The following is a 25,989-nucleotide window of genomic DNA, read 5'->3' on the forward strand; positions in this document are numbered from 1 at the left end:
CCGGACCCGCTCCGCCCGCCGTCCCCCACCGGCGTCCCTCTGTGGGCCTCAGCACACTTCAGCCCCGCAGGTCAACGGCAAGTTGACGGCTCTTCCGCGACCGTGGTGGACTGCCTCAGCCAGTACGGCGGCAGGAGAGGAAGCCGGTGCGAGTCCGGCGCGGTCCCGCCACTGTCACCGGGGTGGACGACCCCGGGAGCCAGGAACTCTCACCGCCGGTCTCGTCGAACCAGGGCGTGGACACCCTGAGTGAGGACATAACGCCATGCGCGGCTGCCCGTCGATGCCGATCAGCGACGCCCCGCCCCGTTCCGGGGCCGTTCCCGCCGGACTTCCCACCGGATCTGCGACCGGCTGAACCCATGGGTGCCGATCGCGTGTTCGCGTACGGCGCCGCCGCCGGCCTCCTCGGCGACCTGCTGCTCGGCGATCCCCGCCGCGGGCATCCGGTCGCCGCTTTCGGGCGGGCCGCGGCTGCCGTGGAACGGGTGCTGTGGCGGGACGACCGGGGCCGGGGCGCGGTGCACACCGCCGTGTGCGTCGGCGGGACCGTCGCGCTGGGGAGCCTGGCCGCCCGCTGCGTACGCTCCTCCCCCGCCGCCTCCGTCGCCCTGACCGGTGCCGCCACCTGGGCCGTCGTCGGGGGCACTTCGCTGGCCCGGGAGGCCCGCGCCATCGGGCGGGCCCTCGAGGCCGGGGACGTCGAGGCGGCACGGGCGCGGCTGCCGCACCTGTGCGGGCGGGACCCGCAGGCGCTGGACGCCGACGGGATCGCCCGCGCGGTGGTGGAGTCCGTCGCCGAGAACACCTCCGACGCCGTCGTCGGCGCGCTGGTGTGGGGTGCCGTCGCCGGGGTGCCGGGCCTGCTCGGCTTCCGGGCCGTCAACACGCTGGACGCGATGGTCGGCCACAAGTCCCCCCGCTACCGCCGCTACGGCTGGGCCTCCGCCCGTCTCGACGACGTCGCCGGGTGGCCGGGGGCACGGCTGACCGCCGTGCTCGCCGCGCTCACCGGGCCCGACCCGCGGGGCGCCGTCCGGGCGTGGCGTGCCGATGCCGCGAAGCACCCGAGCCCCAACGCAGGGCCCGTGGAGGCGTCGTTCGCGGGCGCGCTGGGCGTGCGGCTCGGCGGGACGCTGTCCTACGGCGGGCGGGTCGAGCACCGGCCCGTCCTCAACGGCGGCGGCCGCACCGTGGCCGTGTCCGACATCGACCGGGCGGTACGGCTCTCGCGGCGGGTCGGCTGGCTCGCGCTCGGGGTCGGCGCCGCCGCACGGCTCGTCGTGAAGGGACGTACATCGTGAGCGGTGGGGGGCTGCTGGTCGCCGGGACCACCTCGGACGCCGGCAAGAGCGTGGTGACCGCCGGGATCTGCCGGTGGCTGGTGCGCCAGGGCGTCAAGGTCGCGCCCTTCAAGGCGCAGAACATGTCGCTGAACTCGTTCGTGACCCGCGAGGGCGCCGAGATCGGACGGGCGCAGGCCATGCAGGCCCAGGCCTGCCGCCTGGAGCCGACCGCGCTGATGAACCCGGTGCTGCTCAAGCCGGGCGGGGAGCGGTCCAGTCAGGTCGTGCTGCTGGGCAGGCCGGTCGGGGAGATGAGCGCGCGCGGGTACCACGGGGGGCGGCAGCAGCGGCTGCTCGGGACCGTGCTGGAGTGCCTGGCGGAGTTGCGGGGCACGTATGACGCGGTGATCTGTGAGGGGGCCGGGAGTCCCGCCGAGATCAATCTGCGGCGGACGGACATCGTGAACATGGGGATCGCCCGCAACGCCGGACTCCCCGTGCTCGTCGTCGGCGACATCGACCGGGGCGGCGTCTTCGCCTCCTTCTTCGGGACGGTCGCGCTGCTGTCGCCGGAGGACCAGAAGCTGGTCGCCGGGTTCCTGGTGAACAAGTTCCGGGGCGATGTGTCGCTGCTGGAGCCGGGGCTCGACATGCTGCGCGGCCTCACCGGACGGCCCGCCTACGGTGTGCTGCCGTACCGGCACGGGCTCGGCATCGACGAGGAGGACGGCCTCAGGGTGTCCCTGCGCGGGACCGTGCGGGAGTCGAACGTCGCCCCGCCCGTCGGCGAGGACGTGCTGCGCGTCGCCGTCTGCGCGGTCCCGCTGATGTCCAACTTCACCGACGTGGACGCGCTGGCTGCCGAACCCGGCGTCGTGGTGCGGTTCGTGGACCGGCCGGAGGAGCTGGCCGACGCGGACCTCGTGGTCGTGCCGGGAACGCGCGGGACCGTGCGGGCGCTGGAGTGGCTGCGGGAGCGCGGGCTGGCCGAGGCGCTGCGGCGCAGGGCCGCGGAGGGCCGGCCCGTACTCGGCGTCTGCGGCGGTTTCCAGGTGCTCGGCGAGCACATCGAGGACGACGTCGAGAGCCGCCGCGGGCACGTGGACGGGCTCGGCATCCTGCCCGTGCGGGTGCGGTTCGCCCGTGAGAAGACCCTCACCCGGCCGGTGGGCGAGGCCCTCGGCGAGCGGGTCGAGGGGTACGAGATCCACCACGGGGTCGCCGAAGTGCTCGGCGGGGACGCCTTCCTGGACGGCTGCCGGGTCGGCCCGGTCTGGGGCACCCACTGGCACGGCTCGCTGGAGTCGGACGGCTTCCGGCGGGCCTTCCTGCGCGAGGTGGCCGCCCTCGCCGGCCGCCGCTTCGTGCCGGCCCCCGACACCTCGTTCGCCGCGCTGCGCGAGGAGCAGCTCGACCGGCTCGGCGACCTGATCGAACAGCACGCGGACACGGACGCGCTGTGGCGGCTCATCGAGTCGGGCGCGCCGCAAGGACTGCCTTTCATTCCACCGGGAGCGCCCGCATGAGCACAGTGTTGTTGTTGTCGACCGCCGACACGGACCTGCTGGCGGCCCGTGCCTCCGGCGCCGCCTACCGGATCGGCAACCCGACCCGCGTCGACGTCCGCGAGGAACTGCCCGCGCTGACCGAGGGCGCCGACATCGCCGTCGTACGGCTGCTGGGCGGCAAGCGCGCCTGGGAGGAGGGGCTCGCGGCGCTGAAGGCGTCCGGGATCCCGACGGTGCTGCTCGGCGGGGAGGCCGTGCCGGACGCGGAGCTGATGGCCGAGTCCTCGGTGCCGGCCGGTGTGGTGGCGGAGGCCCTGAGGTACCTCGTCGAGGGCGGCCCGGACAACCTCACCGAGCTGGCGCGGTTCCTGTCGGACACCGTGCTGCTGACCGGCGAGGGGTTCGAACAGCCGCGGAAGATGCCGGAGTACGGCGTCCACGGCGCCCGCGCCTTGCAGCCGGGGCGTCCGACCGTCGGGGTGCTCTTCTACCGGGCTCACGAACTGAGCGGCAACACCGCCTTCGTGGACACGTTGTGCGACGCGATCGAGGCCCACGGGGCCAACGCCCTCCCGGTGTACTGCGGTTCGCTGCGCGGCGCGGACCCCGGGCTCTACGGGCTGCTGTCGAAGGCCGACGCCCTGGTCGCCACGGTGCTGGCGGCCGGCGGCACGCACGCCTCGCAGGCGTCGGCGGGCGGCGACGAGGAGGCCTGGGACATCGGGGCCCTCGCGGACCTGAACGTGCCGGTGCTGCAGGGGCTGTGCCTGACCTCGTCGCGCGCCGCCTGGGAGGAGTCCGACGCCGCCCTGTCCCCCATGGACGCGGCGATGCAGGTCGCCATCCCGGAGTTCGACGGCCGGCTGACCACGGTCCCGTTCTCCTTCAAGGAGCAGGGCCCGGACGACGTCCCGGTGTACGTCGCCGACCCGGAGCGGGCCGCGCGGGTGGCCGGGATCGCCGTGCGGCACGCCCGGCTGAGGCACAAGCCGAACGCCGGGAAGAGGCTCGCGCTGGTCTTCACCGCGTACCCGACGAAGCACTCCCGCGTCGGCAACGCGGTGGGCCTCGACACCCCGGCCTCGGCGGTACGGGTGCTGGACGCGCTGCGGGACGCCGGATACGGCGTCGACGGGTACCCCGACAACGGGGACGAGCTGATCCACCGGCTGATCGAGGCCGGCGGGCACGACGTCGAGTGGCTGACCGAGGAGCAGCTGGCCGCCGCGCCCGCGCGGGTGCCGCTGGCGGACTACCGGGCGTGGTTCGAGAAGCTCGACCCGGAGCTGCGGGACGCCATGCTGGAGGCGTGGGGCGAGCCGCCGGGCTCGCTGTACGTCGACGGCGACGACATCGTGCTGGCCTCCCTCCGGTTCGGGAACGTCGTCGTCATGATCCAGCCGCCGCGGGGCTTCGGGGAGAACCCGATCGCGATCTACCACGATCCCGACATGCCGCCGTCCCACCACTACCTGGCGGCCTACCGCTGGCTGGAGAACAGCTTCGGCGCCGACGCGATCGTGCACATGGGCAAGCACGGCACCATGGAGTGGCTGCCGGGCAAGGGACTCGGGCTGAGCGCCGGGTGCGCGCCGGACGCGGTGCTCGGCGACCTGCCGCTGGTCTACCCGTTCATCGTCAACGACCCCGGTGAGGGCACCCAGGCCAAGCGGCGCGGGCACGCCACCGTCGTCGACCACCTGGTGCCGCCGATGGCACGGGCCGACACGTACGGCGACCTGGCCAAGCTGGAACAGCTCCTCGACGAGTACGCGCTGGTCAGCGACCTCGACCCGGCGAAGGCGCCGGCGGTGCGCGCGCAGATCTGGACGCTGGTCAAGGCCGCCGAACTCCACCACGACCTGCACGTCGACGAGCAGCCGGACGACGACGAGTTCGACGAGTTCGTCATGCACATCGACGGCTACCTGTGCGAGATCAAGGACGTGCAGATCCGCGACGGGCTGCACGTCCTCGGCGGTGGCCCGGTCGGCGAGCCGCGCGTCAACCTGGTGCTGGCCGTGCTGCGCGCCTCGCAGGTCTGGGGCGGGCAGGCGAACGCCCTGCCGGGGCTGCGGGCCTCGCTGGCCGAGCACTTCGGGCTGGTGGAGAAGGAACTGCTGGCCGAGCCGGGGGCGCCGGTGAAGGTGCCCGTGGAGCTGACGGACCTCGTCGACGGCCCGTCGCGCACGGCGTCCGACGCGATCGACCTGCTGGAACAGCTGTGCCGGCGGATCGCGGAGGGCATGGAGGCGCGGGACTGGGACGTGGCGGCGGCCCCGGGACTGGTGCGGGAGGTGATGGGCGCCGAACTGCCGGACGCGGTGCGGGTGCTGGAGTTCGCCTGCACGGAGGTCGTGCCCCGGCTGGCCCGCACGACGGACGAGATCGGACACATCCTCCGGGCCCTGGACGGCGGTTACGTCCCGGCGGGCCCGTCGGGCTCGCCCACGCGCGGTCTGGTGAACGTCCTTCCGACGGGCCGGAACTTCTACTCCGTCGACCCCAAGGCCATTCCCTCCCGGCTGAGTTGGGAGGTCGGGCAGTCGCTCGCCGACTCGCTGGTGCAGCGGTACCTCCAGGACACCGGGGAGTACCCGAAGTCCGTCGGCCTCACGGTGTGGGGCACGTCCGCGATGCGTACCCAGGGCGACGACATCGCGGAGATCCTGGCGCTGCTGGGCTGCCGTCCGGTGTGGGACGACGCGTCGCGCCGCGTGACCGGCTTCGAGGTCGTCCCGCTGGAGGAGCTGGGCCGGCCGCGCATCGACGTCACGGTCCGGATCTCCGGGTTCTTCCGGGACGCGTTCCCGCACGTGGTCGGGCTGATCGACGACGCGGTGCGGACGGTGGCCGAGCTGGACGAGCCCGCCGAGTCCAACTACGTGCGGGCGCACGCCGACGAGGACACCGCCGAGCACGGCGACCGGCGCCGGGCGACGGCCCGCATCTTCGGGTCGAAGCCGGGGGCCTACGGCGCGGGCCTGCTGCCGCTGATCGACGCGCGGAACTGGCGCTCCGACGCCGACCTCGCCGAGGTGTACGCGGTGTGGGGCGGCTACGCCTACGGGCGCGGGCTCGACGGGCGGGCGGCGCGCGGGGACATGGAGACGGCGTTCAGGCGGATCGCGGTGGCGGCGAAGAACGTCGACACGCGTGAGCACGACCTGGTCGACGCGGACGACTACTTCCAGTACCACGGCGGCATGGTCGCCATGGTGCGGCATCTGACGGGCGCGAGCCCGGAGGCGTACGTCGGCGACTCGGCCGTACCGGACCAGGTGAGGACCCGCACGCTGGGCGAGGAGACCCACCGCGTCTTCCGCGCCCGCGTGGTCAACCCGCGCTGGATGGCGGCGATGCGGCGGCACGGTTACAAGGGTGCCTTCGAGATGGCGGCCACCGTGGACTACCTGTTCGGGTACGACGCCACCGCCGGGGTCGTGGACGACTGGATGTACGAGAAGCTCAGCGCGGAGTACGTCTTCGACCCGGAGAACCGGGACTTCATGAAGAAGTCCAACCCGTGGGCGCTGCGCGGCATCACCGAGCGGCTGCTGGAGGCCGCCGACCGCGGGCTGTGGGCCGAACCGGACCAGGAGACCCTGGACCGGCTCCGGGCGACCTACCTCGAACTCGAGGGAGATCTGGAGGGCGGCGAGTGAGCGCCCCGGAAACCCCCGCGGCGGCGGGGAGCACTTGTCCTCGTCGAGCCCCGGGGCGTCGAACGGCGGACCACCCCCGCATCGGCGGGGAGCAGGCGTCCACCATCGCTCACCACCGTGCGTACCGTGCGCCTTTCTCGAATCAGCCACCCGAAGGAGTGATCACCGCGTGAGCACGCCCTATCCGTTCAGCGCCGTCGTCGGACAGGAAGACCTCCGCTTGGCGCTGCTCCTCAACGCGGTGAGCCCCGCGGTCGGCGGGGTGCTGGTGCGCGGCGAGAAGGGCACCGCCAAGTCCACGGCCGTGCGGGCGCTGTCGACGCTGCTGCCCGCGGTGGCCGTCGTGCCCGGGTGCCGTTTCTCCTGCGACCCGGCCGCCCCCGACCCGGGCTGCCCGGACGGGCCGCACGAGTCGGGCGCAGGGGCCGAACGGCCCGCCCGCATGGTGGAGTTGCCGGTCGGCGCCTCCGAGGACCGGCTCGTCGGCGCGCTGGACATCGAGCGGGCGCTGTCGGAGGGCGTGAAGGCCTTCGAGCCCGGTCTGCTGGCCGACGCGCACCGCGGCGTCCTCTACGTCGACGAGGTCAACCTCCTCCACGACCACCTCGTCGACCTGCTGCTGGACGCGGCCGCGATGGGCGCCTCCTACGTCGAGCGCGAGGGCGTGTCCGTGCGGCACGCCGCCCGCTTCCTGCTCGTCGGGACCATGAACCCCGAGGAGGGCGAGCTGCGGCCGCAGCTGCTCGACCGGTTCGGGCTGACCGTCGAGGTGGCCGCCTCGCGGGACCCGGAGCAGCGCGTGGAGGTCGTCCGGCGGCGACTCGCCCACGACGACGACCCGGCCGGGTTCGCCGCCCGCTGGGCCGACGAGGAGGCCGCGGTGCGGGCGCGGATCGTGGCCGCGCGGGAGCTGCTGCCGCAGGTGCGGCTCGGGGACGGGGCGCTGCGGCAGATCGCGGCGACGTGCGCGGCTTTCGAGGTGGACGGCATGCGTGCCGACATCGTCATGGCGCGTACGGCCACTGCGCTGGCCGCTTGGGCCGGACGAACGGACGTACTCGCCGAGGACGTGCGGCAGGCGGCGCTGCTGGCGTTGCCGCATCGCCGACGTCGCGCACCGTTCGACGCGCCCGGTCTCGACGAGGACAAGCTCGACCGGACGCTGGAGGAGTTCTCCGGCGACGGCGACGGCGACGACGATCCCGATCCCAGCCCCGACGGGCCCGGCGGGGGCGGTGGGGGCGGTGGGCAGCCGCCGCAGGACAGTGGTCCGCAGGACGGTTCCCGGGGCGGCTCCGGTGCCCGGCCCGAGGCCGGGGAGGGCGGGGAGCCGCAGGCCTCCGGCGGGAGCGAGCAGACCCCGGCCCGTGCCTCCGAGCCGTTTCGCGCGAAGGTGCTGAGCGTGCCCGGCATCGGTGAGGGTGCCGCCGGGCGGCGTTCCCGGGCGCGGACCGAGCAGGGGCGGACCACCGGGGCGCGTCGCCCTCGAGGGGCGCTGTCCAGGCTGCACCTGGCGGCGACCGTGCAGGCCGCCGCCCCGCATCAGCGGGCGCGGGGCCGGTCCGGGCCGGGGCTGGTGATCCGGCGGGACGATCTGCGGCAGGCGACCAGAGAGGGCCGTGAGGGCAATCTCGTGTTGTTCGTCGTGGACGCTTCCGGGTCCATGGCGGCGCGGCAGCGGATGAGTGCCGTCAAGGGCGCCGTGCTGTCGCTGCTGCTGGACGCGTATCAGCGGCGCGACAAGGTGGGGCTGGTGACCTTCCGCGGCTCGGCGGCCGATGTCGCGCTGCCGCCGACGTCCTCGGTGGACGCGGCCGCCGCCCGGCTGGAGTCGCTGCCGACCGGGGGGCGTACGCCGCTCGCGGCCGGGCTGCTGAAGGCGCACGAGGTGCTGCGTGTGGAGCGGCTGCGGGATCCGGCGCGCCGGCCGCTGGTGGTCGTCGTGACGGACGGGCGGGCCACCGGTGGCCCCGAGCCCGTGGCGCTGGCGTCGCGTGCGGCGCGGCTGTTCGCCGCAGACGGGGTCGCCTCCGTGGTCGTGGACTGCGAGTCGGGGCCGGTGCGACTGGGGCTCGCCGGGCAGCTCGCCGGTGAGCTGGGCGGTACGGCGGTGACGCTCGACGAACTGCGGGCGGACTCCATCGCCGGGCTGGTGAAGGACGTTCAGGGCAACAGGAGGGCCGCGTAATGCCGAAGGGGCAGCCGAGTGTCGTACCGGACGACGGGCTGACGACCCGTCAGCGGCGCAACCGGCCGCTGGTCGTCGTGCACACGGGCGTGGGGAAGGGCAAGTCCACCGCCGCCTTCGGGCTCGCGCTGCGGGCCTGGAACCAGGGGTGGCCGATCGGGGTGTTCCAGTTCGTGAAGTCGGCCAAGTGGAAGGTCGGCGAGGAGCGGGCGCTGCGCGTCCTCGGTGACTCCGGCGAGGGCGGGACCGTCGCCTGGCACAAGATGGGCGAGGGCTGGTCCTGGGTGCAGCGCGACGCGCAGATGGACAACGAGGAGAAGGCCCGGGAGGGCTGGGAGCAGGTCAAGCGGGATCTGGCCGCCGAGACGTACAGGCTGTACGTGCTCGACGAGTTCGCCTACCCGATGCACTGGGGGTGGGTCGACACCGACGAGGTCGTGTCCGTGCTGCGGGACCGGCCCGGCACCCAGCATGTGGTGATCACCGGACGGAACGCGCCGGAGAAGCTGGTGGACTTCGCCGACCTCGTGACCGACATGTCCAAGGTCAAGCACCCCATGGACGTCGGGCAGAAGGGGCAGAGGGGCATCGAGTGGTGACCTCGTCCTCGTCCGTGCCCCGGCTGGTCGTCGCCGCGCCCTCCTCGGGCAGCGGCAAGACCACCGTCGCCACGGGGCTGATGGCCGCGCTCACCGCGCGGGGGCTCGCCGTGTCCCCGCACAAGGTGGGCCCGGACTACATCGACCCCGGGTACCACGCGCTCGCCACCGGGCGCGTGGGGCGCAACCTCGACGCGTACCTGTGCGGGCCGGAGCTGGTCGGCCCGCTGTTCGCGCACGGTGCGCGCGGGTGCGGCATCGCCGTGGTCGAGGGCGTCATGGGGCTCTACGACGGGGCCGCCGGGGAAGGCGAGCTGGCGTCCACCGCGCAGGTGGCGAAGCTGCTGCGGGCGCCGGTGGTGCTGGTCGTCGACGCGTCGTCGCAGTCGCGGTCGGTGGCGGCACTGGTGCACGGGTTCGCCTCCTGGGACCCGGAGGTGCGGGTCGGGGGCGTGATCCTGAACAAGGTCGCCTCGGACCGGCACGAGGCGCTGCTGCGGGAGGCGCTGGAGTCGGCGGGGGTGCCGGTGCTCGGCGTTCTGCGGCGGGCCCCTCAGGTCGACACGCCGTCGCGGCATCTGGGGCTGGTGCCGGTCGCCGAGCGGCGGGACGCGGCGGTGGAGGCCGTTGCGGCGATGGCCGCGCAGGTGGCCGCCGGGTGCGACCTGGAGGCGTTGGTCGCACTGGCGCGGGGTGCGGGCTCGTTGCCGGGTGCGGCCTGGGACGCGGGTGAGGCTCTGGTTTCCTCGCCCCCGCCGCCCCTGCCCGTCCCGTCCCCGGGGGCCGCGCCCCCGGATCCCCCTCCGGCCCCGAACGGGCCCCGTCCTCGGACTCCCCCGGGCTCTTCGAGCAGGGAGGTGCCCCCGGACAGGCCGGTGGTCGCCCTCGCCGGTGGGGCCGCGTTCACGTTCTCCTACGCCGAGCACTCCGAGCTGCTCGCCGCCGCCGGGGCCGAGGTCGTCACCTTCGATCCGCTGCGGGACGAGGAACTGCCCGAGGGGACTCGCGGGCTCGTCATCGGGGGCGGGTTCCCCGAGGTGTACGCCGCCGAGCTGTCGGCCAACGAGCCGCTGCGCAAGGCCGTCGCCGAACTCGCCCTCGGCGGGGCGCCCGTCGCCGCCGAGTGTGCCGGGCTGCTGTATCTCTGCCGGGAGCTGGACGGCCTGCCCATGTGCGGGGTGCTGGACGCCTCCGCGCGGATGTCCGAGCGGCTGACGCTGGGGTACCGGGACGCCGTGGCCGTGGCCGACAGCGCACTGGCCGCCGCCGGGACGCGGATGCGCGGGCACGAGTTCCACCGGACCGTCGTGGAGCCGGGGGCCGGGGCCGCGCCCGCCTGGGGGATGCGGGCGCCCGAGCGGCGCGTCGAGGGTTTTGTACAGCGCGGTGTGCACGCGAGCTATCTGCACACGCACTGGGCGTCCGAGCCCGGTGTCGCCCGTCGGTTCGTGGAGAGGTGCCGGACGTCATGAGCAGCAGGCTGATCGGGGTCGGGGTCGGGCCGGGCGACCCGGAACTGGTGACCGTGAAGGGCGTGAACGCCCTGCGCGCGGCCGACGTCGTCGTCGTGCCCGTGATGGACACGGGCGAGCGGGGGCGGGCCGAGGCGACCGTGCTGCACTACGTGCCCGCGGAGAAGGTCGTCCGGGTGGTGTTCGCGCTGAACGAGCGCACCGACCGGGCGCGGCGCGAGGCCGCCTGGGACGCGGCCGGGGAGCGGGTCGCCGCGCTGCTGCGGGACCACGGGGCCGTCGCCTTCGCGACCATCGGGGACCCCAACGTGTACTCGACGTTCACGTATCTCGCGCAGACCGTCGCGGAGTCGGTGCCGGGGACGATCGTCGAGACCGTGCCGGGGATCACCGCCATGCAGGATCTCGCGGCGCGGTCGGGCGCGGTGCTCACCGAGGGGACCGAGCCGCTGACGCTGGTGCCGGTGACCGCCGGGGCCGCCGTGCTCAAGGACGCCCTCGCCGGGCCCGGGACCGTCGTCGCGTACAAGTTCGGGCGGCAGGCGGGCGAGGTCGCCGAGGCGCTGCGGGAGACCGGGCGGATCGGCGACGCGGTGTGGGGGTCGGCGCTCGGGCTGCCGGAGGAGTCGGTCCGGCCGGCCGCCGAGCTGGACGGGACGCCGCTGCCCTACCTCTCGACGCTCATCGCGCCGCCGCGGCGCGACGGCGGGCGGGGCGGCAAACTGTGAGCCGTCGAAGCCCGCACGGCACGCGGTCAGTGCGCGGTGCCCACCACCAGCCAGATGAACAGCGCCCCCGCGACCGTGCACAGCACGGTCGAGCGGGCCGGGTGCGCGTGGTGGGCCTCGGGCAGGATCTCGGCCGCCGCCAAGTACAGCAGCGCGCCGCCGAACAGGCCGAGGTAGCCGCCGAGCAGGGGCTCCGGGAGGGTGAAGAACAGCGTCGAGGCGGCGCCCGCCACCGGGGCCGCCGCGTCGGCGAGGAGCATCGTCAGCGCCCGGCGGCGGGCATTGCCGTAGACGCTGGTGAGCGTGTAGGTGTTGAAGCCGTCCGCGAAGTCGTGCGCGATCACGGCCACCGCGACGGCCGCGCCCATGCCGCCGCCCACCTGGAAGGCGGCGCCGATCGCCACGCCGTCCATGGCGCTGTGGCCGACCATCGCGGCGGCGGCGGTGAGGCCCACCTCGGGGGTGCGGCCGTTCACCTCCTCCGCGCCGTGCGCGGCCTGCCGGTGGGCCAGCAGGCGTTCCACCAGATGGGCCAGCAGGAAGCCGCCGACGAAGAGCAGCAGGGCCGCCGGTACGCCGTACACCTCGGTGCCGGCCGCCTCCAGGGACTCCGGGAGGAGTTCGAGGCCGACGACGCCGAGCATCAGCCCGCCGGCCAGGCCCAGCACCAGGTGGCGGCGGTCGGTCACGCGGTGTGCCGTCCAGCCGCCGGCCAGCGTCATCAGGAACGCGCCGAGCGCGACGAGGACCGCCATGTGCTCTTCGTATCCGATCGGCGCCCGCTCGCGCACGCGTGACAGCCGGTCACCGCCCACTTCTTGATCCCCGATTCCTTGATCCCCGATCCCCTGACCCGCAGGAGAGGACCGATTCCCATGGCCGATGCCCCCACCGGCAAGGTGACCTTCGTCGGTGCCGGCCCCGGCGCCGCCGATCTGCTGACGTTCCGCGCCGCGCGCGCCATCGCCGAGGCCGACGTCGTGATCTGGGCCGCCAGCCTGGTGCAGGCGGAGGTCCTCGAGCACGCGCGTGAGGACGCGGAGATCCTCGACTCGGCGACGATGTCCCTGGAGGACGTCGTGGCCGTCTACGAGCGGGCCCGCGCGCAGGGGCTGAGGGTCGCGAGGATCCACTCCGGTGATCCGGCGCTGTGGGGCGGCACGCAGGAGCAGCTCGACCGGTGCGCGGAGCTCGGCATCGGGACGGAGATCGTGCCCGGGGTGTCGTCGTTCTCCGCCGTCGCGGCGCTGGCACAGCGGGAGCTGACCATTCCCGAGGTGGCGCAGTCCGTCGTCCTGACCCGGCTCGGCGGCGGCAAGACGCCGATGCCGCCCGGTGAGGAGGTCCGCGAGTTCGCGCGGCACGGCACCACCATGGCGATCTTCCTGTCGGCCGCCCGCAGCGGGCAGCTGGTGCGGGAGCTGCTGGAGGGCGGCTATCCGACGACCACGCCGGTCGTCGTCGCGTACCAGGCGACCTGGCCGGAGGAGCTGGTCGTGAGGTGCACGGTCGGCACGCTGGAGGAGACGGTCAAGGAGCACAAGCTCTGGAAGCACACCCTGTTCCTGGTCGGCCCGGCCCTCGACGCGCACGGCACCCGCTCGCACCTGTACCACCCGGGCCACTTCCACGGCTACCGCAAGGCCGACCCCCAGGCCCGCAGGGCGCTGCGTTCGCGGGGTGCGAGCACATGATCACCGTCGTGGGCACGGGGACCGGGGTGCCGGTGGACGCGGGCGTCCTCGCCGGGGCGGAGCTGGTCGTCGGCGGGCGGCGGCACCTGGACGCCGTGCGGCTGCCGGAGGGGGCCGAGCGGGTCGTCCTCGGACCGCTGGCGCCCGCGCTGGACACCGTGGGGACGTACGTCGCCGAGGGGCGGCCGGTCGTGGTGCTGGCCTCCGGGGATCCCGGGTTCTTCGGGATCGTGCGGGCGCTGGCCGAGCGGTTCGGGGCCGAGCGGCTGGACGTGCGGCCCGGTGTCTCCTCCGTGGCCGCCGCGTTCGCGCGGGTGGGGCTGCCGTGGGACGACGCCGTGGTGGTCAGCGCGCACGGGCGGGATCCGCGTACGGCCGTGAACCTGTGCCGGGCCCGTCCGAAGGTCGCCGTGCTGACCGGGCCGGGTGCCGGGCCGGCCGAGCTGGGGGCCGCGCTGGCCCGTCACTGTCCCGGCCGTCTCCTGGTCGTCGCCTCCGCGCTGGGCGACCCGGAGCGCGAGCGGATCGAGCGGGTCACGCCCGCCGAGGCCGCGGCGCGGGACTGGGGGCCGGCGGTGAGCGTCGTGCTGTGCCTGGACGAGTCACGGGCCCTCGGTCCCGTGCGGACCGTCGCGGGCGGGGCCGGAGGCCCGGCCGGGTGGGCCCTGGAGGAGGCCGGGTTCGCCCACCGGGACTCCATGATCACCAAGTTCGAGGTGCGGGCCCTGGCCCTGGCCCGGCTCGGGCCGCGCCCCGGTGAGCTGGTGTGGGACATCGGCGCGGGCTCCGGGTCCGTGGCCGTGGAGTGCGCGCGGCTGGGGGCCGCCGTCACCGCCGTCGAGAAGACGCCGGACGGGGTGGAGCGGATCCGTGCCAACGCCGCCGCGCACGGTGTCGACGTGCGGGTGGTGCACGGGGTGGCGCCGGCCGTGCTGTCCGATCTCGCCGGTCCCGGCGGTCTCGACGATCCCGATGCCGTGTTCGTCGGCGGGGGCGGGCGGGAGCTGCCCGCCGTCGTCACCGCGTGCGCGCGGCGTGCCCGGCGGACCGTGGTCGTCGCGGTGGCCGCGCTGGACCGGGTACCGGCCGCGCGCGAGGCGCTGACCGGGGCCGGGTTCACCTGCGACGGGGTGCTGTTGCAGTCGTCGCGGCTCGCGCCGCTGCCCGGGGACGTGACCCGGCTGGCGGCGGCCAATCCCGTTTTCCTGCTGTGGGGCGTCCGGTCCCGCGGCCGTACCGAAGGAGTCACCCAGTGATCGGCCTCATCTCCGCCACCGCGGCGGGAGCGGCTGCGCGGGACCGGCTGGCCGCCGCGTGGCCGGACCGCACGCGCGTGTACGAGGGTCCCGTCGCGGACGCCGTACGGGCCGCGTTCGCGCAGTGCGAGCAGCTCGTGTGCTTCCTCGCCACGGGGGCCGTGGTGCGGCTGGTGGCACCGCTGCTGGACGACAAGGCGGCCGACCCGGGCGTGGTCTGCGTCGACGAGGGCGGACGGTTCGCGGTGTCGCTGGTGGGCGGGCACGACGGCGGGGCGAACGACCTCGCCCGCGAGGTCGCCGACGTGCTGGGCGCCGAGCCGGTGGTGACGACGGCGACGGACGCCGTGGGGCTGGCCGGTCTGGACACCCTGGGGCTGCCCGTGGAGGGCGACGTCGCCGCCGTCTCGCGGGCCCTGCTGGACGGCGAGGCGGTGGCGCTGCGCGCCGAGGTGGCCTGGCCGCTGCCGCCGCTGCCGGTGGCCGACGAGGGGGCGTACACGATCCGCCTCACGGACCGGCTGGTCGAGCGGGCCGGGCGGGAGGTGGTCCTGCGGCCGCCGACCCTCGTCGTCGGGGTGGGCGCCTCGAAGGGTGCCCCCGTCGAGGAGGTGCTCGCCCTGGTCGAGGGCGCCCTGCGGGAGGCAGGGCTGTCGGCCGCGTCGCTCGCCGAGCTCGCCACCGTGGACGCCAAGGCCGAAGAGCCCGGCATCGTGGAGGCGGCCCGGCGACTGGGCGTGCCCCTGGTGACGTACGCGGCACAGGAGTTGGCGCGGGTCGACGTGCCCCACCCCTCCGACGCGCCGCTCGCCGCCGTCGGCACCCCGTCGGTCGCGGAGGCCGCCGCACTCGTCCGCGGGGGCGAACTCCTCGTGCCCAAGCGGAAGTCGGAGCGCGCGGACGGCCGGCCAGCGATGGCGACCTGTGCCGTCGTACGGCGGCCCGGACGCGGGCGGCTCGCGGTGGTCGGGCTCGGGCCGGGCGCCCGGGACCTGCTCACCCCGCGGGCCAAGGCGGAGCTGCGGCGCGCCTCCGTGCTGGTCGGGCTCGACCAGTACGTCGACCAGATCCGGGATCTGCTGCGGCCCGGCACCCGGATCCTTCAGTCCGGGCTCGGTGCGGAGGAGGAGCGGGCGCGCACGGCCGTCGCCGAGGCCCGCGAGGGGCGGGCGGTCGCGCTGATCGGCAGCGGGGACGCGGGCGTGTACGCCATGGCCTCCCCGGCGCTCGCCGAGGCGTCCGACGACATCGACGTGGTCGGCGTGCCGGGCGTGACGGCGGCGCTGGCGGCCGGGGCGATCCTGGGCGCGCCGCTGGGGCACGACCACGTGTCGATCAGCCTCTCCGACCTGCACACGCCGTGGGAGGTCATCGAACGGCGGGTGCGGGCGGCGGCCGAGGCGGACCTCGTCGTGACGTTCTACAACCCGCGCAGCCGGGGCCGTGACTGGCAGCTGCCGAAGGCGCTCGCGATCCTCGCCGGGCACCGGGAGCCGACGACGCCGGTCGGTGTCGTGCGCAACGCGTCGCGGGCGGACGAGTCCAGCCGGCTCACCACGCTCGGCGCACTCGACCCGGCGACGGTCGACATGATGACGGTCGTGACGGTGGGCAACACCGCGACCCGGGAGATCGCGGGCCGCATGGTGACACCGCGCGGCTACCGCTGGCAGGCACCGCAGGAGGGCGCCCAGTGAACCGTGTGGTCCATCCGATCGAGCAGGAGTCCTTCCGGCGGCTGCGCGCCCGCCTGGACACCTCGCACTTCCCGCCGCTGACCCGGGCCGTGGTGGAGCGGGTCGTCCACTCCGCCGCCGACCTCGACTACGCCGACGACCTCGTCATGGACGAGGCCGCGCTGGAGCGGGCGTACGCCGCGCTGCACGCCGGGGCGCCCGTCGTCGTGGACGTCGAGATGGTCGCCGCCGGGATCACCCGCCGGGAGACCGTCTGCCGGCTGAAGGACGCCCAGGCCGGCCCCGGGCTGACCCGCTCCGCGCACGCCGTGCGGCTGGCGTACGAGCAGGTCGGGCCGGGCGCGCTGTGGGTGATCGGCTGTGCGCCGACCGCCCTGGAGGAACTGCTCACGCTGGACGCCGGTCCGGCGCTCGTCATCGGTCTGCCCGTCGGGTTCGTCGGGGCGGCCGAGTCCAAGGCCGCGTTGCGCGCGAGCGGGCTGCCCGCCGTGAGCAACGTGTCCGAGAAGGGCGGTTCGGCGGTCGCCGCCGCCGCGCTCAACGCCCTGCTGTACCACGTCCCTTCGCCCGATTCGTCCGAGGAGAACCTGTGACCACCCCGCCCGCCCTGCTCATCGCCGGCCACGGCACCCGGGACGACGCCGGAGCGGAGGCGTTCCGCGACTTCGTGCGGGAGCTGGGGCGCCGCCACCCCGAGCTGCCCGTCGCCGGCGGTTTCATCGAGCTGTCCCCGCCGCCGCTGGGCGAGGCCGTCGCCGAGCTGGTGGAGCGTGGTGTCCGCCGGTTCGCGGCCGTGCCGCTGATGCTGGTGTCCGCCGGGCACGCCAAGGGCGACATCCCGGCGGCGCTGGCCCGGGAGAAGGAACGCCACCCGGGGATCTCGTACACCTACGGCCGTCCGCTGGGCCCGCACCCCGCCCTGCTGAGCGTGCTTCAGCGGCGGCTGGACGAGGCGGTGGACCCCTCCTGGGACCGCTCCGAGGTGACCGTGCTGCTGGTGGGGCGCGGATCGACGGACCCGGACGCCAACGCCGAGGTCTTCAAGGCGGCGCGGCTGCTGTGGGAGGGGCGCGGTTACGCGGGCGTGGAGACGGCGTTCGTGTCGCTGGCGGCGCCGGACGTGCCGAGCGGGCTGGACCGCTGCGCACGGCTGGGGGCGCGCAGGGTCGTCGTCCTGCCGTACTTCCTGTTCACCGGCATCCTGCCGGACCGGGTGCGGCAGCAGACGCAGGAGTGGGCGGCCGCGCACCCGGAGACCGAGGTGCGGTCGGCGGACGTCATCGGTCCCGAGCCGGAGCTGCTGGACCTGGTGTGGGAGCGGTACGAGGAGGCCGTGAAGGGCGACCTCAGGATGAACTGCGACTCGTGCGTGTACCGGATCGCGCTGCCGGGCTTCGAGGACAAGGTGGGACTGCCGCAGCAGCCGCACTTCCACCCCGACGACGACGGTCACCACCACCACGGGCACTCCCACGGGCACGGGCACGCGCACTCCCATGCGCACTGAGTCCGAGGGCGTGCGCACCGCGCCCGAGGACGCCGCGTGCCCGCACGACCTGCGGCACCACGGGGACGCCGAGGTCCGTGACGACGGCTCGGCGCTGGTCGACCTCGCCGTGAACGTCCGCGCGGACACGCCGCCGGTGTGGCTGCGCGAGCACATCGCCGCGTCGCTGTCCGGGCTGGCCGCCTACCCGGATGGGCGGGCCGCGCGGGCGGCGGTGGCGGCGCGGCACGGGCTGCCGGTGGAGCGGGTGCTGCTGACGGCGGGGGCGGCGGAGGCGTTCGTGCTGCTGGCGCGGGCGCTGAAGGTGTGCCGGCCGGTGGTGGTGCATCCGCAGTTCACGGAGCCGGAGGCGGCGCTGCGGGACGCGGGGCACACGGTCGGCCGGGTGCTGCTGCGGGAGGCGGACGGTTTCCGGCTGGATCCCGCGGCGGTGCCCGAGGACGCGGACCTGGTGGTGATCGGCAACCCGACGAACCCGACGTCGGTGCTGCACCCGGCCGCGGCCGTCGCCCGGCTCGCCCGTCCCGGGCGGACGCTGGTGGTGGACGAGGCGTTCATGGACGCGGTGCCGGGCGAGCGGGAGGCGCTGGCCGGGCGGACGGACGTGCCGGGGCTGGTGGTGCTGCGCAGCCTCACCAAGACGTGGGGGCTGGCCGGGCTGCGGATCGGTTACGTGCTGGCGGCGCCGGAGACCGTCGCGGAGCTGGAGCGCGCCCAGCCGCTGTGGCCGGTGTCCACGCCGGCGCTGGCGGCGGCCCGGGCGTGCGTGGGAGCCGGGGCCCTGGCCGAGGCGGCGCGGGCCGCGCACCGCGTCGCGGCCGACCGGGCGCACCTGATCGCGGGACTGCGGGGGTTCGCCGCGCACGGTCTGCGGGTCGTGGAACCCGCCGAGGGCCCGTTCGTCCTGGTCCGGCTGCCCCGCGCGGCGGCCGTGCGCGACCGGCTGCGCGACCTGGGCTACGCGGTGCGCCGCGGGGACACGTTCCCGGGACTGGGCGAGGAGTGGCTGCGGCTGGCGGTACGGGACCGGGAGACGGTGGACGGTTTCCTGGGCGCGCTGGGACGGGCGCTGGAGACCGGCTGAGCACGGGGCGGGGACCGCTGTTCCCGCCCGGGGGGCGTCAGTTCCGCCGCCGGCGGCGGGACAGCGCCACCGCTCCGCCGCCCGCCGCGAGGAGGGCGATCGCGCCGCCCGCGATGTACGGGGTCGTCGAGTCGCCGCCCGTCTCCGCCAGGCCCGCCCCGGCGGGGGCGGCCCGCTCCGCCCGTGCTCCCTGCGGCCGGACGTCGGCGGCCGGGGAGGTGTCCGGGGCGGCCGGCCGGTCGCCGGGGGTTTCGCACGTGGCCTCGGCCAGGGTGAGGGTGCCGCTGACCTCGGCGACGTTCAGCTTCAGCGGGTCGACGGCGATCCTCAGGTGCAGCGCGGTCGCGGCGGCCGTGCGGGACGTGGTCCGCGTCCTCGACAGGTCCATCCGCACCTCGCCGACGCCCGGCACCTTCACCTCGGTCGGACCGGCGGAGGCCGGCGTGACGCGTTTGCCGAGCACCGTCACCGCGCCGGGCAGGGTCACCGAGGCGAACGGGGTCCTCCCGGTCTCGCAGACCGCCTCGGACCTGACCTGCTCGAGCTCGACGAGCCCGAGCAGCGGCAGTCCGGGCACGTGGACCCGGGCCCCGGCGAGGGTGGTGGAGGCCTCGGCCCTGTTCCCCTCCACCGTCGCCCTGGCGTCGGCGACCTCCGCGCGCAGCACGGTGAACGGCCGGCCGCCGTCCACACCGTCCAACCGGACGGTCAGCGCGGTCCTCCGCGCGCTCCGCGGCGCCCGGACCTCGTTGAGGGAGGCGGTGAGCGGCACGTTCACGGTCTTGTCGAGCAGGGACACGTCGAGCCCGGTGCGCAGCACGGCGGCGCCGGCGGCGCCGTGCTCCCCGGTGGCGTGCGCGGGGCCCGCGCCGGCCAGCGCGGCGGGACCGGCGGCGAGGACGGTGGCCGCGGCGACGGCGGCCAGGCGGCGTGCGGGCATGCGGAAGGTGGCGCTGTTCAAGGTGGTGGGACCCCCATGAGACATGTGCGGGACCCGGAAAGGATGTCCGCGCGGGAAGCGGGTCGTCAGCGATCCGGCGACTCTTCACTCCATCGTGGCGAGTTGGCGGATGCTTTCGAATTCCGGGGCACGTCCGTTCCCCGGCGTCACCCTCGGGCGCCCCACCGGGCGGACGGTCCTACCCGACCACGCGCCCGTTCAGCACCACCCGGCGCGGATCCGTCAGCACCCGTACGTCCGCGCGCGGGTCGGACGCGTAGACCACCAGGTCCGCCGGGGCGCCTTCCTCCAGTCCGGGGCGTCCCAGCCACTTCCGGGCCGCCCAGGTGCCGGCCGCGAGGGCCTCGACGGGCGGGATGCCGGCCTTGACCAGTTCGGCGACCTCGTCCGCCGCCAGTCCGTGCGGAAGGGTGCCGCCGGCGTCCGTGCCGACGAAGACGGGGATGCCGGCGTCGTGGGCGGAGCGCACGGTGTCGTAGCGGCGTTCGTGGAGCCGGCGCATATGGGCCGACCAGCGCGGGAACTTGGCCTCGCCGCCGTCGGCGAGCTCGGGGAAGGTGGCGATGTTGACGAGGGTGGGGACGATCGCGACGCCGCGTTCGGCGAACAGCGGGATGGTCTCGTCGGTCAGGCCCGTCGCGTGCTCGACGCAGTCGATGCCGGCCTCGACGAGGTCCCGCAGGGAGTCCTCGGCGAAGCAGTGCGCGGTGACGCGGGCGCCCAGCCGGTGCGCCTCGGCGATCGCCGCCTCGACGGCGCCGCGCGGCCAGCAGGCCGACAGGTCGCCCAGGTCGCGGTCGATCCAGTCGCCGACCAGCTTCACCCAGCCGTCGCCGCGCCGGGCCTCCTGGGCGACGTACGCGACGAGGTCCTCGGGCTCGACCTCCCAGGCGTAGCCCCGGATGTAGCGGCGGGTGCGGGCGATGTGCCGGCCGGCCCGGACGATCTTCGGGAGGTCGTCGCGGTCGTCGATCCAGCGGGTGTCGGAGGGCGAGCCCGCGTCCCGCAGCAGCAGGGCGCCGGCGTCGCGGTCGGTGAGCGCCTGCTTCTCGGCGACCGCCTCGGGGACCGCGCCGTGCCGGTCGAGGCCCACGTGGCAGTGGGCGTCGACCAGGCCGGGCAGCACCCAGCCCTCGACGGTCCGGACGTCACGGGCGCCGGTGGGACGGTCGTAGGAGATACGGCCGCCGACCACCCACAGTTCGTCGCGGACCTCCTCCGGTCCGACGAGCACCCGCCCCTTCACGTGCAGCACCGCGCGTTCGCTCATACCCGGCACCCTAATGAGGCGTGGCCCGGGCCCGTCCACCCGGTCCGGGACCCCTGCGGTCGGGCGGGGTTCCCGGGGCCGGTTACGCTCGACTGCGTCGAACCGCGAAGCCGCGAAGTGAAGAGAGCACCGCCGTGACCCACCCCCTCCTCGACCTGGCCCCGCTGAGCGCCGCGCACTTCGCCTCGATCGAGGACCGCGTGGCGCGCCTGCTCCGCACCGAGCAGGACGTCGTCATCACGCAGGGCGAGGCGCTGCTGCCGCTGGAGGGCGCGATCCGCGCGACGGCGGGCCCCGGCACGACCGCCCTGAACGTCATCACCGGCCCCTACGGTCAGACCTTCGGCGACTGGCTGCGGGACTGCGGTGCCACGGTGATCGATCTGGCGGTGCCCTTCCACACGGCGGTGACGGCCGAGCAGGTCCGCGGCGCCTTCGCCGAGCACCCGGAGATCGACTTCGTGTCCCTGGTGCACGCGGAGGCGGCCACCGGGAACACCAACCCGGTCGCGGAGATCGGCGAGGTGGTGCGGGCGCACGGGGCGCTGTTCTACCTGGACGCGGTGGCGTCGATCGGCGCGGAACCGGTGCTGCCGGACGCGTGGGGCGTGGACCTGTGCGTGATCGGCGCGCAGAAGGCGATGGGCGGTCCGGCCGGGGTGTCGGCGGTGTCGGTGAGCGAGCGGGCGTGGGCGCGGATGGCCGCCAACCCGCGGGCGCCGCGCCGCTCCTACCTGTCCCTGCTGGACTGGAAGGAGCGCTGGATCGACGGCGGCCGCACGGCGCTGCTGCACGCGCCGGCGCAGCTGGAGATGCTGGCGCTCGAGGCGTGCGTGGAGCGCATCGAGGCGGTGGGCCTGGAGGCGGTCATGGCCCGGCACGCGTCGGCCGCGGCGGCCACGCGGGCGGGCGCGCTCGCGCTGGGCGGCGGTCTGGAGCCGTACGTGCGCGAGGCGGCGGACGCCGCCCCGGTGGCCACGACCCTGCGGGCCCCGTCGGGCACGGTGGCCGCGGACCTGGTGGCCCGCGCCCTGGCCGCCGACCCGGCGCTTCCCCTGGCCGCGGGCGGGGGCGCCCTCGCCAAGGAGATGATCCGCGTCAACCACTACGGCCCCGACGCCACGCCGGGCGCGGTGCGGGCGGCCCTGACGGCCCTGGGCACCGCGCTGGCGGAAGAAGGCCTGACGGTGGACGTGGAGGCGGCCCTGAGCGCGGCCGGGAAGGCCTGGCGGTAGCCGGGCGGGCGCACCCGCACACGTCGGCGCCGGCCGGGGGTTCCCGGTCGGCGCCGACGTGTGCGGGGGTCGACGGGGCGCCCGGGGCCCGGCGCCGGGTGCTCGTCCACCCGATCGAGGAGCACACGCCGCGCGACGGCCGCGACGATCTGCTGGGCGAACGTATCGACGGGGTGACCGGGACATGAATTCCGCACGATTCCAGGAATCCCTCGCACACATCTTCCCGCGACATTCTTTCGCTTATTCGGCACTTCTATTCCAAAGCAGTTTCCCCTCTTCTCCTGCCCGCTCCTCCCGGTCCTAAACGCACTGATTCCAAGGCCCGGAACCAGTGCGTTCCAAGCGCCGGTCACGGGAGTTACGCAGTTGTGACCGGTCCCACATCGCGCCCGTTTTGCGATGTACATCCCCCTCAAAACAGGGCATTTCACCGAACCCTCGCGCGGACCCGTACGCCCGCGCGATAACACAGATCAAGCCCGCACGTAACCCCGACAGGCGATGCAATTTTGAATTTACCTGGGTAAGTTCAATTCGCATGACTGCCGCACAAGCAGACCTGCAAATCGACCGCCCCACCGTGGCGGACGGAGCCGTGCTGTGGCGGATAGCCAGGGACTCGAAGGTCCTCGACCTGAACTCGTCGTACAGCTATCTGCTGTGGTGCCGGGACTTCGCCGCCACCTCGGCCGTCGCCCGCGACGAGCGCGGGGAGCCGATCGGCTTCGTCACCGGATACCTGCGGCCGGACAGCCCGCGCACCCTGCTCGTCTGGCAGGTCGCGGTGGACGAGACGCACCGCGGGCGCGGCCTCGCCGCCGCCCTGCTCGACGGCCTGGCCGCCCGGACCGCCGAGGAGCACGGCGTGGACACCGTGGAGACCACCATCACGCCGGGCAACACCGCGTCCGAGCGCCTGTTCACCGCGTTCGCGGAGCGCCACGGCGCCCTGCTGGAGCGCGAGGTGCTGTTCGAGGCCGGCCAGTTCCCCGACGGACCGCACGACCCCGAGGTCCTGTACCGCATCGGCCCCCTCGCGCACTGACCGCGCGGCTCCTGTCCTGATCTTCCGACTCCTTCCGACATCCCACGCCACCGAGGAGCGATTCGTCGTGACCATCACCCAGCCCGACCTGAGCGTCTTCGAGACCCTCGAGTCCGAGGTGCGCAGCTACTGCCGCGGCTGGCCCACCGTCTTCGACCGTGCGCACGGCAGCCGCATGTACGACGAGGACGGCCACGAGTACCTCGACTTCTTCGCCGGAGCCGGTTCACTCAACTACGGGCACAACAACCCCGTCCTGAAACGGGCGTTGATCGACTACCTGGAGCGGGACGGTGTCACGCACGGGCTCGACATGTCGACGACGGCCAAGCGCGCGTTCCTGGAGACCTTCCAGAACTGGATCCTGCGCCCGCGGGACCTGCCGTACAAGGTGATGTTCCCGGGGCCGACGGGCACCAACGCCGTGGAGTCCGCGCTGAAGCTGGCGCGGAAGGTGAAGGGGCGCGAGGCGATCGTGTCGTTCACCAACGCCTTCCACGGCATGTCGCTGGGCTCGCTCGCCGTGACCGGCAACGCCTTCAAGCGGGCCGGGGCGGGCGTCCCGCTGGTGCACGGCACGCCGATGCCGTTCGACAACTACTTCGACGGCACGGTCCCGGACTTCCTGTGGTTCGAGCGGCTCCTGGAGGACCAGGGCTCCGGCCTCAACAAGCCCGCCGCCGTGATCGTCGAGACCGTGCAGGGCGAGGGCGGCATCAACGTCGCCCGGCCCGAGTGGCTGCGGGCCCTGGCCGAGCTGTGCGAACGCCAGGACATGCTGCTGATCGTCGACGACATCCAGATGGGCTGCGGCCGCACCGGCGCCTTCTTCTCCTTCGAGGAGGCCGGCATCACGCCCGACATCGTCACCGTGTCCAAATCGATCAGCGGCTACGGACTGCCCATGTCCCTGTGCCTGTTCAAGCCCGAGCTGGACGTCTGGGAGCCGGGCGAGCACAACGGCACCTTCCGCGGCAACAACCCCGCCTTCGTCACGGCCACCGCGGCCCTGGAGGCGTACTGGGCCGACGGCTCCGCGATGGAGAAGCAGACCCGCTCGCGCGGCGAGCAGGTCGAGCGGGCGCTGGTCGCCATCGCCGAGGAGAACCCCGCCGATGTGAAGGAGTACCGGGGCCGCGGGCTGGTGTGGGGCATGGAGTTCCACGACAAGCAGCGTGCGGAGCGGATCGCCCGGCGCGCCTTCGAGCTCGGGCTGCTGGTCGAGACGTCCGGCCCCGAGAGCGAGGTCGTCAAGTTGCTCCCGGCCCTGACCATCACCCCGGACGAGCTGGACGAGGGGCTGACCACGCTCGCCCGCGCCGTCCGCGAGACCGCCTGACCCACCGGGCCGACGGCCCGGGAACCCGGCAGACACCACCATCTAGGAGGCATCGCAGCACCGTGATTGTCCGTTCCTTCAAGGAGATCGAAGGCACCGACCGGCACGTGAGGTCCGCGTCCGGCACCTGGGAGAGCAAGCGCATCGTCCTCGCCAGGGAGAAGGTCGGCTTCTCCCTGCACGAGACGATCCTGTACGCGGGTACGGAGACGTCGATGTGGTACGCGAACCACATCGAGGCCGTCGTCTGCGTCGAGGGCGAGGCCGAGCTCACCGACCACGAGACCGGGCGGACCCACACGATCACGCCCGGGACCATGTACCTCCTGGACGGTCACGAGCGGCACACGCTGCGCGTCAAGGAGGACTTCCGCTGCATCTGCGTCTTCAATCCGCCCGTCACCGGACGGGAGGACCACGACGAGAACGGCGTCTACCCGCTGCTCACCGAGGAGGTGTGAGGATCCATGACCACCGCGACCACCACCACCGGCACCCAGGTCCCCGACCTCTACCCGACGCGGGGCACCGCCGAGGTGCTCACCCCGCGCCAGGACCCGGTCGTCTGGGGCGCCCCCGACGCGGCCGGCCCGATCACGCCGGCCGACCTCGGGTCGTTCGAGCGTGACGGCTTCCTCGCCATCGACCAGCTGATCGGCGAGGACGAGGTCGCCGTCTACCGGGACGAGCTGAACCGCCTGGTCACCGACCCGGAGATCCGGGCCGACGAGCGGTCGATCGTCGAGCCGAAGTCCAAGGAGATCCGCTCGGTCTTCGAGGTGCACAGGATCAGCGAGGTGTTCGCGCGCCTGGTGCGCGACGAGCGCGTCGTCGGCCGCGCCCGGCAGATCCTCGGCTCGGACGTCTACGTCCACCAGTCGCGGATCAACGTCAAGCCGGGCTTCGGGGCCAGTGGCTTCTACTGGCACTCGGACTTCGAGACCTGGCACGCCGAGGACGGTCTGCCGCGGATGCGGACGGTGTCCGTGTCGATCGCGCTGACCGAGAACTTCGACACCAACGGCGGGCTCATGATCATGCCGGGGTCGCACAAGACGTTCCTCGGCTGTGCGGGGGCCACGCCGAAGGACAACTACAAGAAGTCGCTGCAGATGCAGGACGCGGGCACGCCGTCCGACGAGGCGCTGACCGCGCTGGCGTCCGAGCACGGCATCAAGCTGTTCACCGGCAAGGCCGGCTCGGCGACCTGGTTCGACTGCAACTGCATGCACGGCTCCGGCGACAACATCACGCCGTTCCCGCGCAGCAACGTGTTCATCGTGTTCAACAGCGTCGAGAACGCGGCGGTCGAGCCGTTCGCGGCACCGGTGCGGCGACCGGAGTTCATCGGGGCGCGGGACTTCACGCCGGTGAAGTGAGCGCGTCACGTCACAGCGCGTGACCTGTACCGCGGGCCGGTGCCTCCTCGTGCGGGACGAGGAGGCACCGGCC

21 protein-coding genes and 1 riboswitch are annotated in these 25,989 nt (G+C 74.3%); of the genes, 18 read left to right on the forward strand and 3 right to left on the reverse strand.

Annotated elements, in window-relative coordinates; all coding sequences use genetic code 11:
• Nucleotides 1–89 precede the first annotated feature (89 nt).
• Nucleotides 90–229: riboswitch (cobalamin riboswitch) on the forward strand.
• A gap of 133 nt (nt 230–362) precedes the next feature.
• From RIM90_RS11445 to cobI, 7 genes are all read left to right on the forward strand, one after another.
• Nucleotides 363–1,304: a cobalamin biosynthesis protein gene (locus RIM90_RS11445; RefSeq protein ID WP_309060525.1), complete on the forward strand. Its 942-nt coding sequence runs from the start codon at nt 363–365 to the stop codon at nt 1,302–1,304.
• Nucleotides 1,301–2,812 (forward strand): cobyric acid synthase, encoded by a 1,512-nt coding sequence (locus RIM90_RS11450; RefSeq protein WP_309060526.1) that lies wholly within the window; start codon nt 1,301–1,303, stop codon nt 2,810–2,812. The genes RIM90_RS11445 and RIM90_RS11450 overlap by 4 nt, the downstream gene beginning before the upstream one ends.
• The gene (cobN, locus tag RIM90_RS11455; RefSeq protein WP_309060527.1) at nt 2,809–6,459 is read left to right on the forward strand and encodes a cobaltochelatase subunit CobN; all 3,651 of its coding nucleotides are present in this window, start codon (nt 2,809–2,811) and stop codon (nt 6,457–6,459) included. The genes RIM90_RS11450 and cobN overlap by 4 nt, the downstream gene beginning before the upstream one ends.
• A gap of 169 nt (nt 6,460–6,628) precedes the next feature.
• Nucleotides 6,629–8,647 carry a putative cobaltochelatase gene (locus RIM90_RS11460; RefSeq protein WP_309060528.1) on the forward strand — a complete coding sequence of 673 codons (2,019 nt, stop codon included), beginning with the start codon at nt 6,629–6,631 and terminating at the stop codon, nt 8,645–8,647.
• On the forward strand, nt 8,647–9,246 hold the full coding sequence (gene cobO, locus RIM90_RS11465) for a cob(I)yrinic acid a,c-diamide adenosyltransferase (protein WP_309060529.1): 600 nt from the start codon (nt 8,647–8,649) through the stop codon (nt 9,244–9,246). The genes RIM90_RS11460 and cobO overlap by 1 nt, the downstream gene beginning before the upstream one ends.
• Nucleotides 9,240–10,718, forward strand: a complete 1,479-nt coding sequence (locus tag RIM90_RS11470; RefSeq protein ID WP_375165430.1) for a cobyrinate a,c-diamide synthase — start codon at nt 9,240–9,242, stop codon at nt 10,716–10,718. The genes cobO and RIM90_RS11470 overlap by 7 nt, the downstream gene beginning before the upstream one ends.
• Nucleotides 10,715–11,446 carry a precorrin-2 C(20)-methyltransferase gene (cobI, locus tag RIM90_RS11475; protein ID WP_309060531.1) on the forward strand — a complete coding sequence of 244 codons (732 nt, stop codon included), beginning with the start codon at nt 10,715–10,717 and terminating at the stop codon, nt 11,444–11,446. The genes RIM90_RS11470 and cobI overlap by 4 nt, the downstream gene beginning before the upstream one ends.
• A 26-nt stretch (nt 11,447–11,472) precedes the next feature.
• Here the strand turns inward: cobI and RIM90_RS11480 are convergent, their stop codons facing one another.
• The gene (locus tag RIM90_RS11480) at nt 11,473–12,201 is read right to left on the reverse strand and encodes a permease (protein ID WP_309060532.1); all 729 of its coding nucleotides are present in this window, start codon (nt 12,199–12,201) and stop codon (nt 11,473–11,475) included.
• Between the two features lie 120 nt (nt 12,202–12,321).
• Between RIM90_RS11480 and cobM the strand changes: the two genes are divergently transcribed.
• The 6 genes from cobM to cobC are packed head-to-tail and all read left to right on the forward strand — an operon-like array spanning nt 12,322 to nt 18,684.
• The gene (gene cobM / locus RIM90_RS11485) at nt 12,322–13,140 is read left to right on the forward strand and encodes a precorrin-4 C(11)-methyltransferase (RefSeq protein ID WP_309060533.1); all 819 of its coding nucleotides are present in this window, start codon (nt 12,322–12,324) and stop codon (nt 13,138–13,140) included.
• Nucleotides 13,137–14,396, forward strand: a complete 1,260-nt coding sequence (gene cbiE, locus RIM90_RS11490) for a precorrin-6y C5,15-methyltransferase (decarboxylating) subunit CbiE (protein WP_309060534.1) — start codon at nt 13,137–13,139, stop codon at nt 14,394–14,396. The genes cobM and cbiE overlap by 4 nt, the downstream gene beginning before the upstream one ends.
• Nucleotides 14,393–16,093, forward strand: coding sequence for a precorrin-3B C(17)-methyltransferase (cobJ, locus tag RIM90_RS11495; RefSeq protein WP_309060535.1), 1,701 nt, complete (start codon nt 14,393–14,395; stop codon nt 16,091–16,093). The genes cbiE and cobJ overlap by 4 nt, the downstream gene beginning before the upstream one ends.
• Nucleotides 16,090–16,686, forward strand: coding sequence for a precorrin-8X methylmutase (locus RIM90_RS11500; RefSeq protein ID WP_309060536.1), 597 nt, complete (start codon nt 16,090–16,092; stop codon nt 16,684–16,686). Before cobJ ends, RIM90_RS11500 begins: the two co-directional genes overlap by 4 nt.
• Nucleotides 16,683–17,600, forward strand: a complete 918-nt coding sequence (locus RIM90_RS11505; protein WP_309060537.1) for a sirohydrochlorin chelatase — start codon at nt 16,683–16,685, stop codon at nt 17,598–17,600. The genes RIM90_RS11500 and RIM90_RS11505 overlap by 4 nt, the downstream gene beginning before the upstream one ends.
• Nucleotides 17,590–18,684: an Rv2231c family pyridoxal phosphate-dependent protein CobC gene (gene cobC, locus RIM90_RS11510; protein ID WP_309060538.1), complete on the forward strand. Its 1,095-nt coding sequence runs from the start codon at nt 17,590–17,592 to the stop codon at nt 18,682–18,684. The genes RIM90_RS11505 and cobC overlap by 11 nt, the downstream gene beginning before the upstream one ends.
• A gap of 37 nt (nt 18,685–18,721) precedes the next feature.
• On the opposite strand, the gene RIM90_RS11515 is transcribed toward cobC, so the two are convergent.
• Together RIM90_RS11515 and RIM90_RS11520 are read right to left on the reverse strand one after the other, a co-directional pair.
• Complete coding sequence (locus RIM90_RS11515; RefSeq protein ID WP_309060539.1) at nt 18,722–19,645, reverse strand: SCO1860 family LAETG-anchored protein; 924 nt, start codon at nt 19,643–19,645, stop codon at nt 18,722–18,724.
• Nucleotides 19,646–19,823: 178 nt separating this feature from the next.
• On the reverse strand, nt 19,824–20,915 hold the full coding sequence (locus RIM90_RS11520; RefSeq protein ID WP_309060540.1) for an amidohydrolase family protein: 1,092 nt from the start codon (nt 20,913–20,915) through the stop codon (nt 19,824–19,826).
• A 134-nt stretch (nt 20,916–21,049) separates the two neighbouring features.
• On the opposite strand from RIM90_RS11520, the gene RIM90_RS11525 reads away from it, so the two are divergent.
• The 5 genes from RIM90_RS11525 (at nt 21,050) to thpD (ending at nt 25,916) form a co-directional block, all read left to right on the forward strand.
• Entirely contained in the window at nt 21,050–22,150 is a 1,101-nt protein-coding gene (locus RIM90_RS11525) for an aminotransferase class V-fold PLP-dependent enzyme (protein ID WP_309060541.1), read from the forward strand.
• Nucleotides 22,151–22,691: 541 nt separating this feature from the next.
• On the forward strand, nt 22,692–23,198 hold the full coding sequence (gene ectA / locus RIM90_RS11530; RefSeq protein WP_309060542.1) for a diaminobutyrate acetyltransferase: 507 nt from the start codon (nt 22,692–22,694) through the stop codon (nt 23,196–23,198).
• Between the two features lie 67 nt (nt 23,199–23,265).
• A complete protein-coding gene (ectB, locus tag RIM90_RS11535) occupies nt 23,266–24,537 on the forward strand; it encodes a diaminobutyrate--2-oxoglutarate transaminase (RefSeq protein WP_309060543.1) in 1,272 nt (423 codons plus the stop codon).
• A 62-nt stretch (nt 24,538–24,599) separates the two neighbouring features.
• The gene (locus RIM90_RS11540; protein WP_309060544.1) at nt 24,600–24,998 is read left to right on the forward strand and encodes an ectoine synthase; all 399 of its coding nucleotides are present in this window, start codon (nt 24,600–24,602) and stop codon (nt 24,996–24,998) included.
• 6 nt (nt 24,999–25,004) lie between these two features.
• The gene (thpD, locus tag RIM90_RS11545) at nt 25,005–25,916 is read left to right on the forward strand and encodes an ectoine hydroxylase (protein WP_309060545.1); all 912 of its coding nucleotides are present in this window, start codon (nt 25,005–25,007) and stop codon (nt 25,914–25,916) included.
• Nucleotides 25,917–25,989 lie beyond the last annotated feature (73 nt).

This window comes from Streptomyces sp., from assembly GCF_031181555.1.
Lineage (GTDB): Bacteria > Actinomycetota > Actinomycetes > Streptomycetales > Streptomycetaceae > Streptomyces > Streptomyces fimbriatus.

What these genes read in the sequence shown, in the direction of transcription:
- RIM90_RS11520 (WP_309060540.1), bottom strand. Translation starts at nt 20,915, where the DNA reads ATGAGCGAACGCGCGGTGCTGCACGTGAAGGGGCGGGTGCTCGTCGGA.
- ectA (WP_309060542.1), top strand. Translation starts at nt 22,692, where the DNA reads ATGACTGCCGCACAAGCAGACCTGCAAATCGACCGCCCCACCGTGGCG.
- cobI (WP_309060531.1), top strand. Translation starts at nt 10,715, where the DNA reads ATGAGCAGCAGGCTGATCGGGGTCGGGGTCGGGCCGGGCGACCCGGAA.
- RIM90_RS11445 (WP_309060525.1), top strand. Translation starts at nt 363, where the DNA reads ATGGGTGCCGATCGCGTGTTCGCGTACGGCGCCGCCGCCGGCCTCCTC.
- cbiE (WP_309060534.1), top strand. Translation starts at nt 13,137, where the DNA reads ATGATCACCGTCGTGGGCACGGGGACCGGGGTGCCGGTGGACGCGGGC.
- RIM90_RS11480 (WP_309060532.1), bottom strand. Translation starts at nt 12,201, where the DNA reads ATGGCGGTCCTCGTCGCGCTCGGCGCGTTCCTGATGACGCTGGCCGGC.
- cobM (WP_309060533.1), top strand. Translation starts at nt 12,322, where the DNA reads ATGGCCGATGCCCCCACCGGCAAGGTGACCTTCGTCGGTGCCGGCCCC.
- cobN (WP_309060527.1), top strand. Translation starts at nt 2,809, where the DNA reads ATGAGCACAGTGTTGTTGTTGTCGACCGCCGACACGGACCTGCTGGCG.
- thpD (WP_309060545.1), top strand. Translation starts at nt 25,005, where the DNA reads ATGACCACCGCGACCACCACCACCGGCACCCAGGTCCCCGACCTCTAC.
- cobO (WP_309060529.1), top strand. Translation starts at nt 8,647, where the DNA reads ATGCCGAAGGGGCAGCCGAGTGTCGTACCGGACGACGGGCTGACGACC.
- cobC (WP_309060538.1), top strand. Translation starts at nt 17,590, where the DNA reads ATGCGCACTGAGTCCGAGGGCGTGCGCACCGCGCCCGAGGACGCCGCG.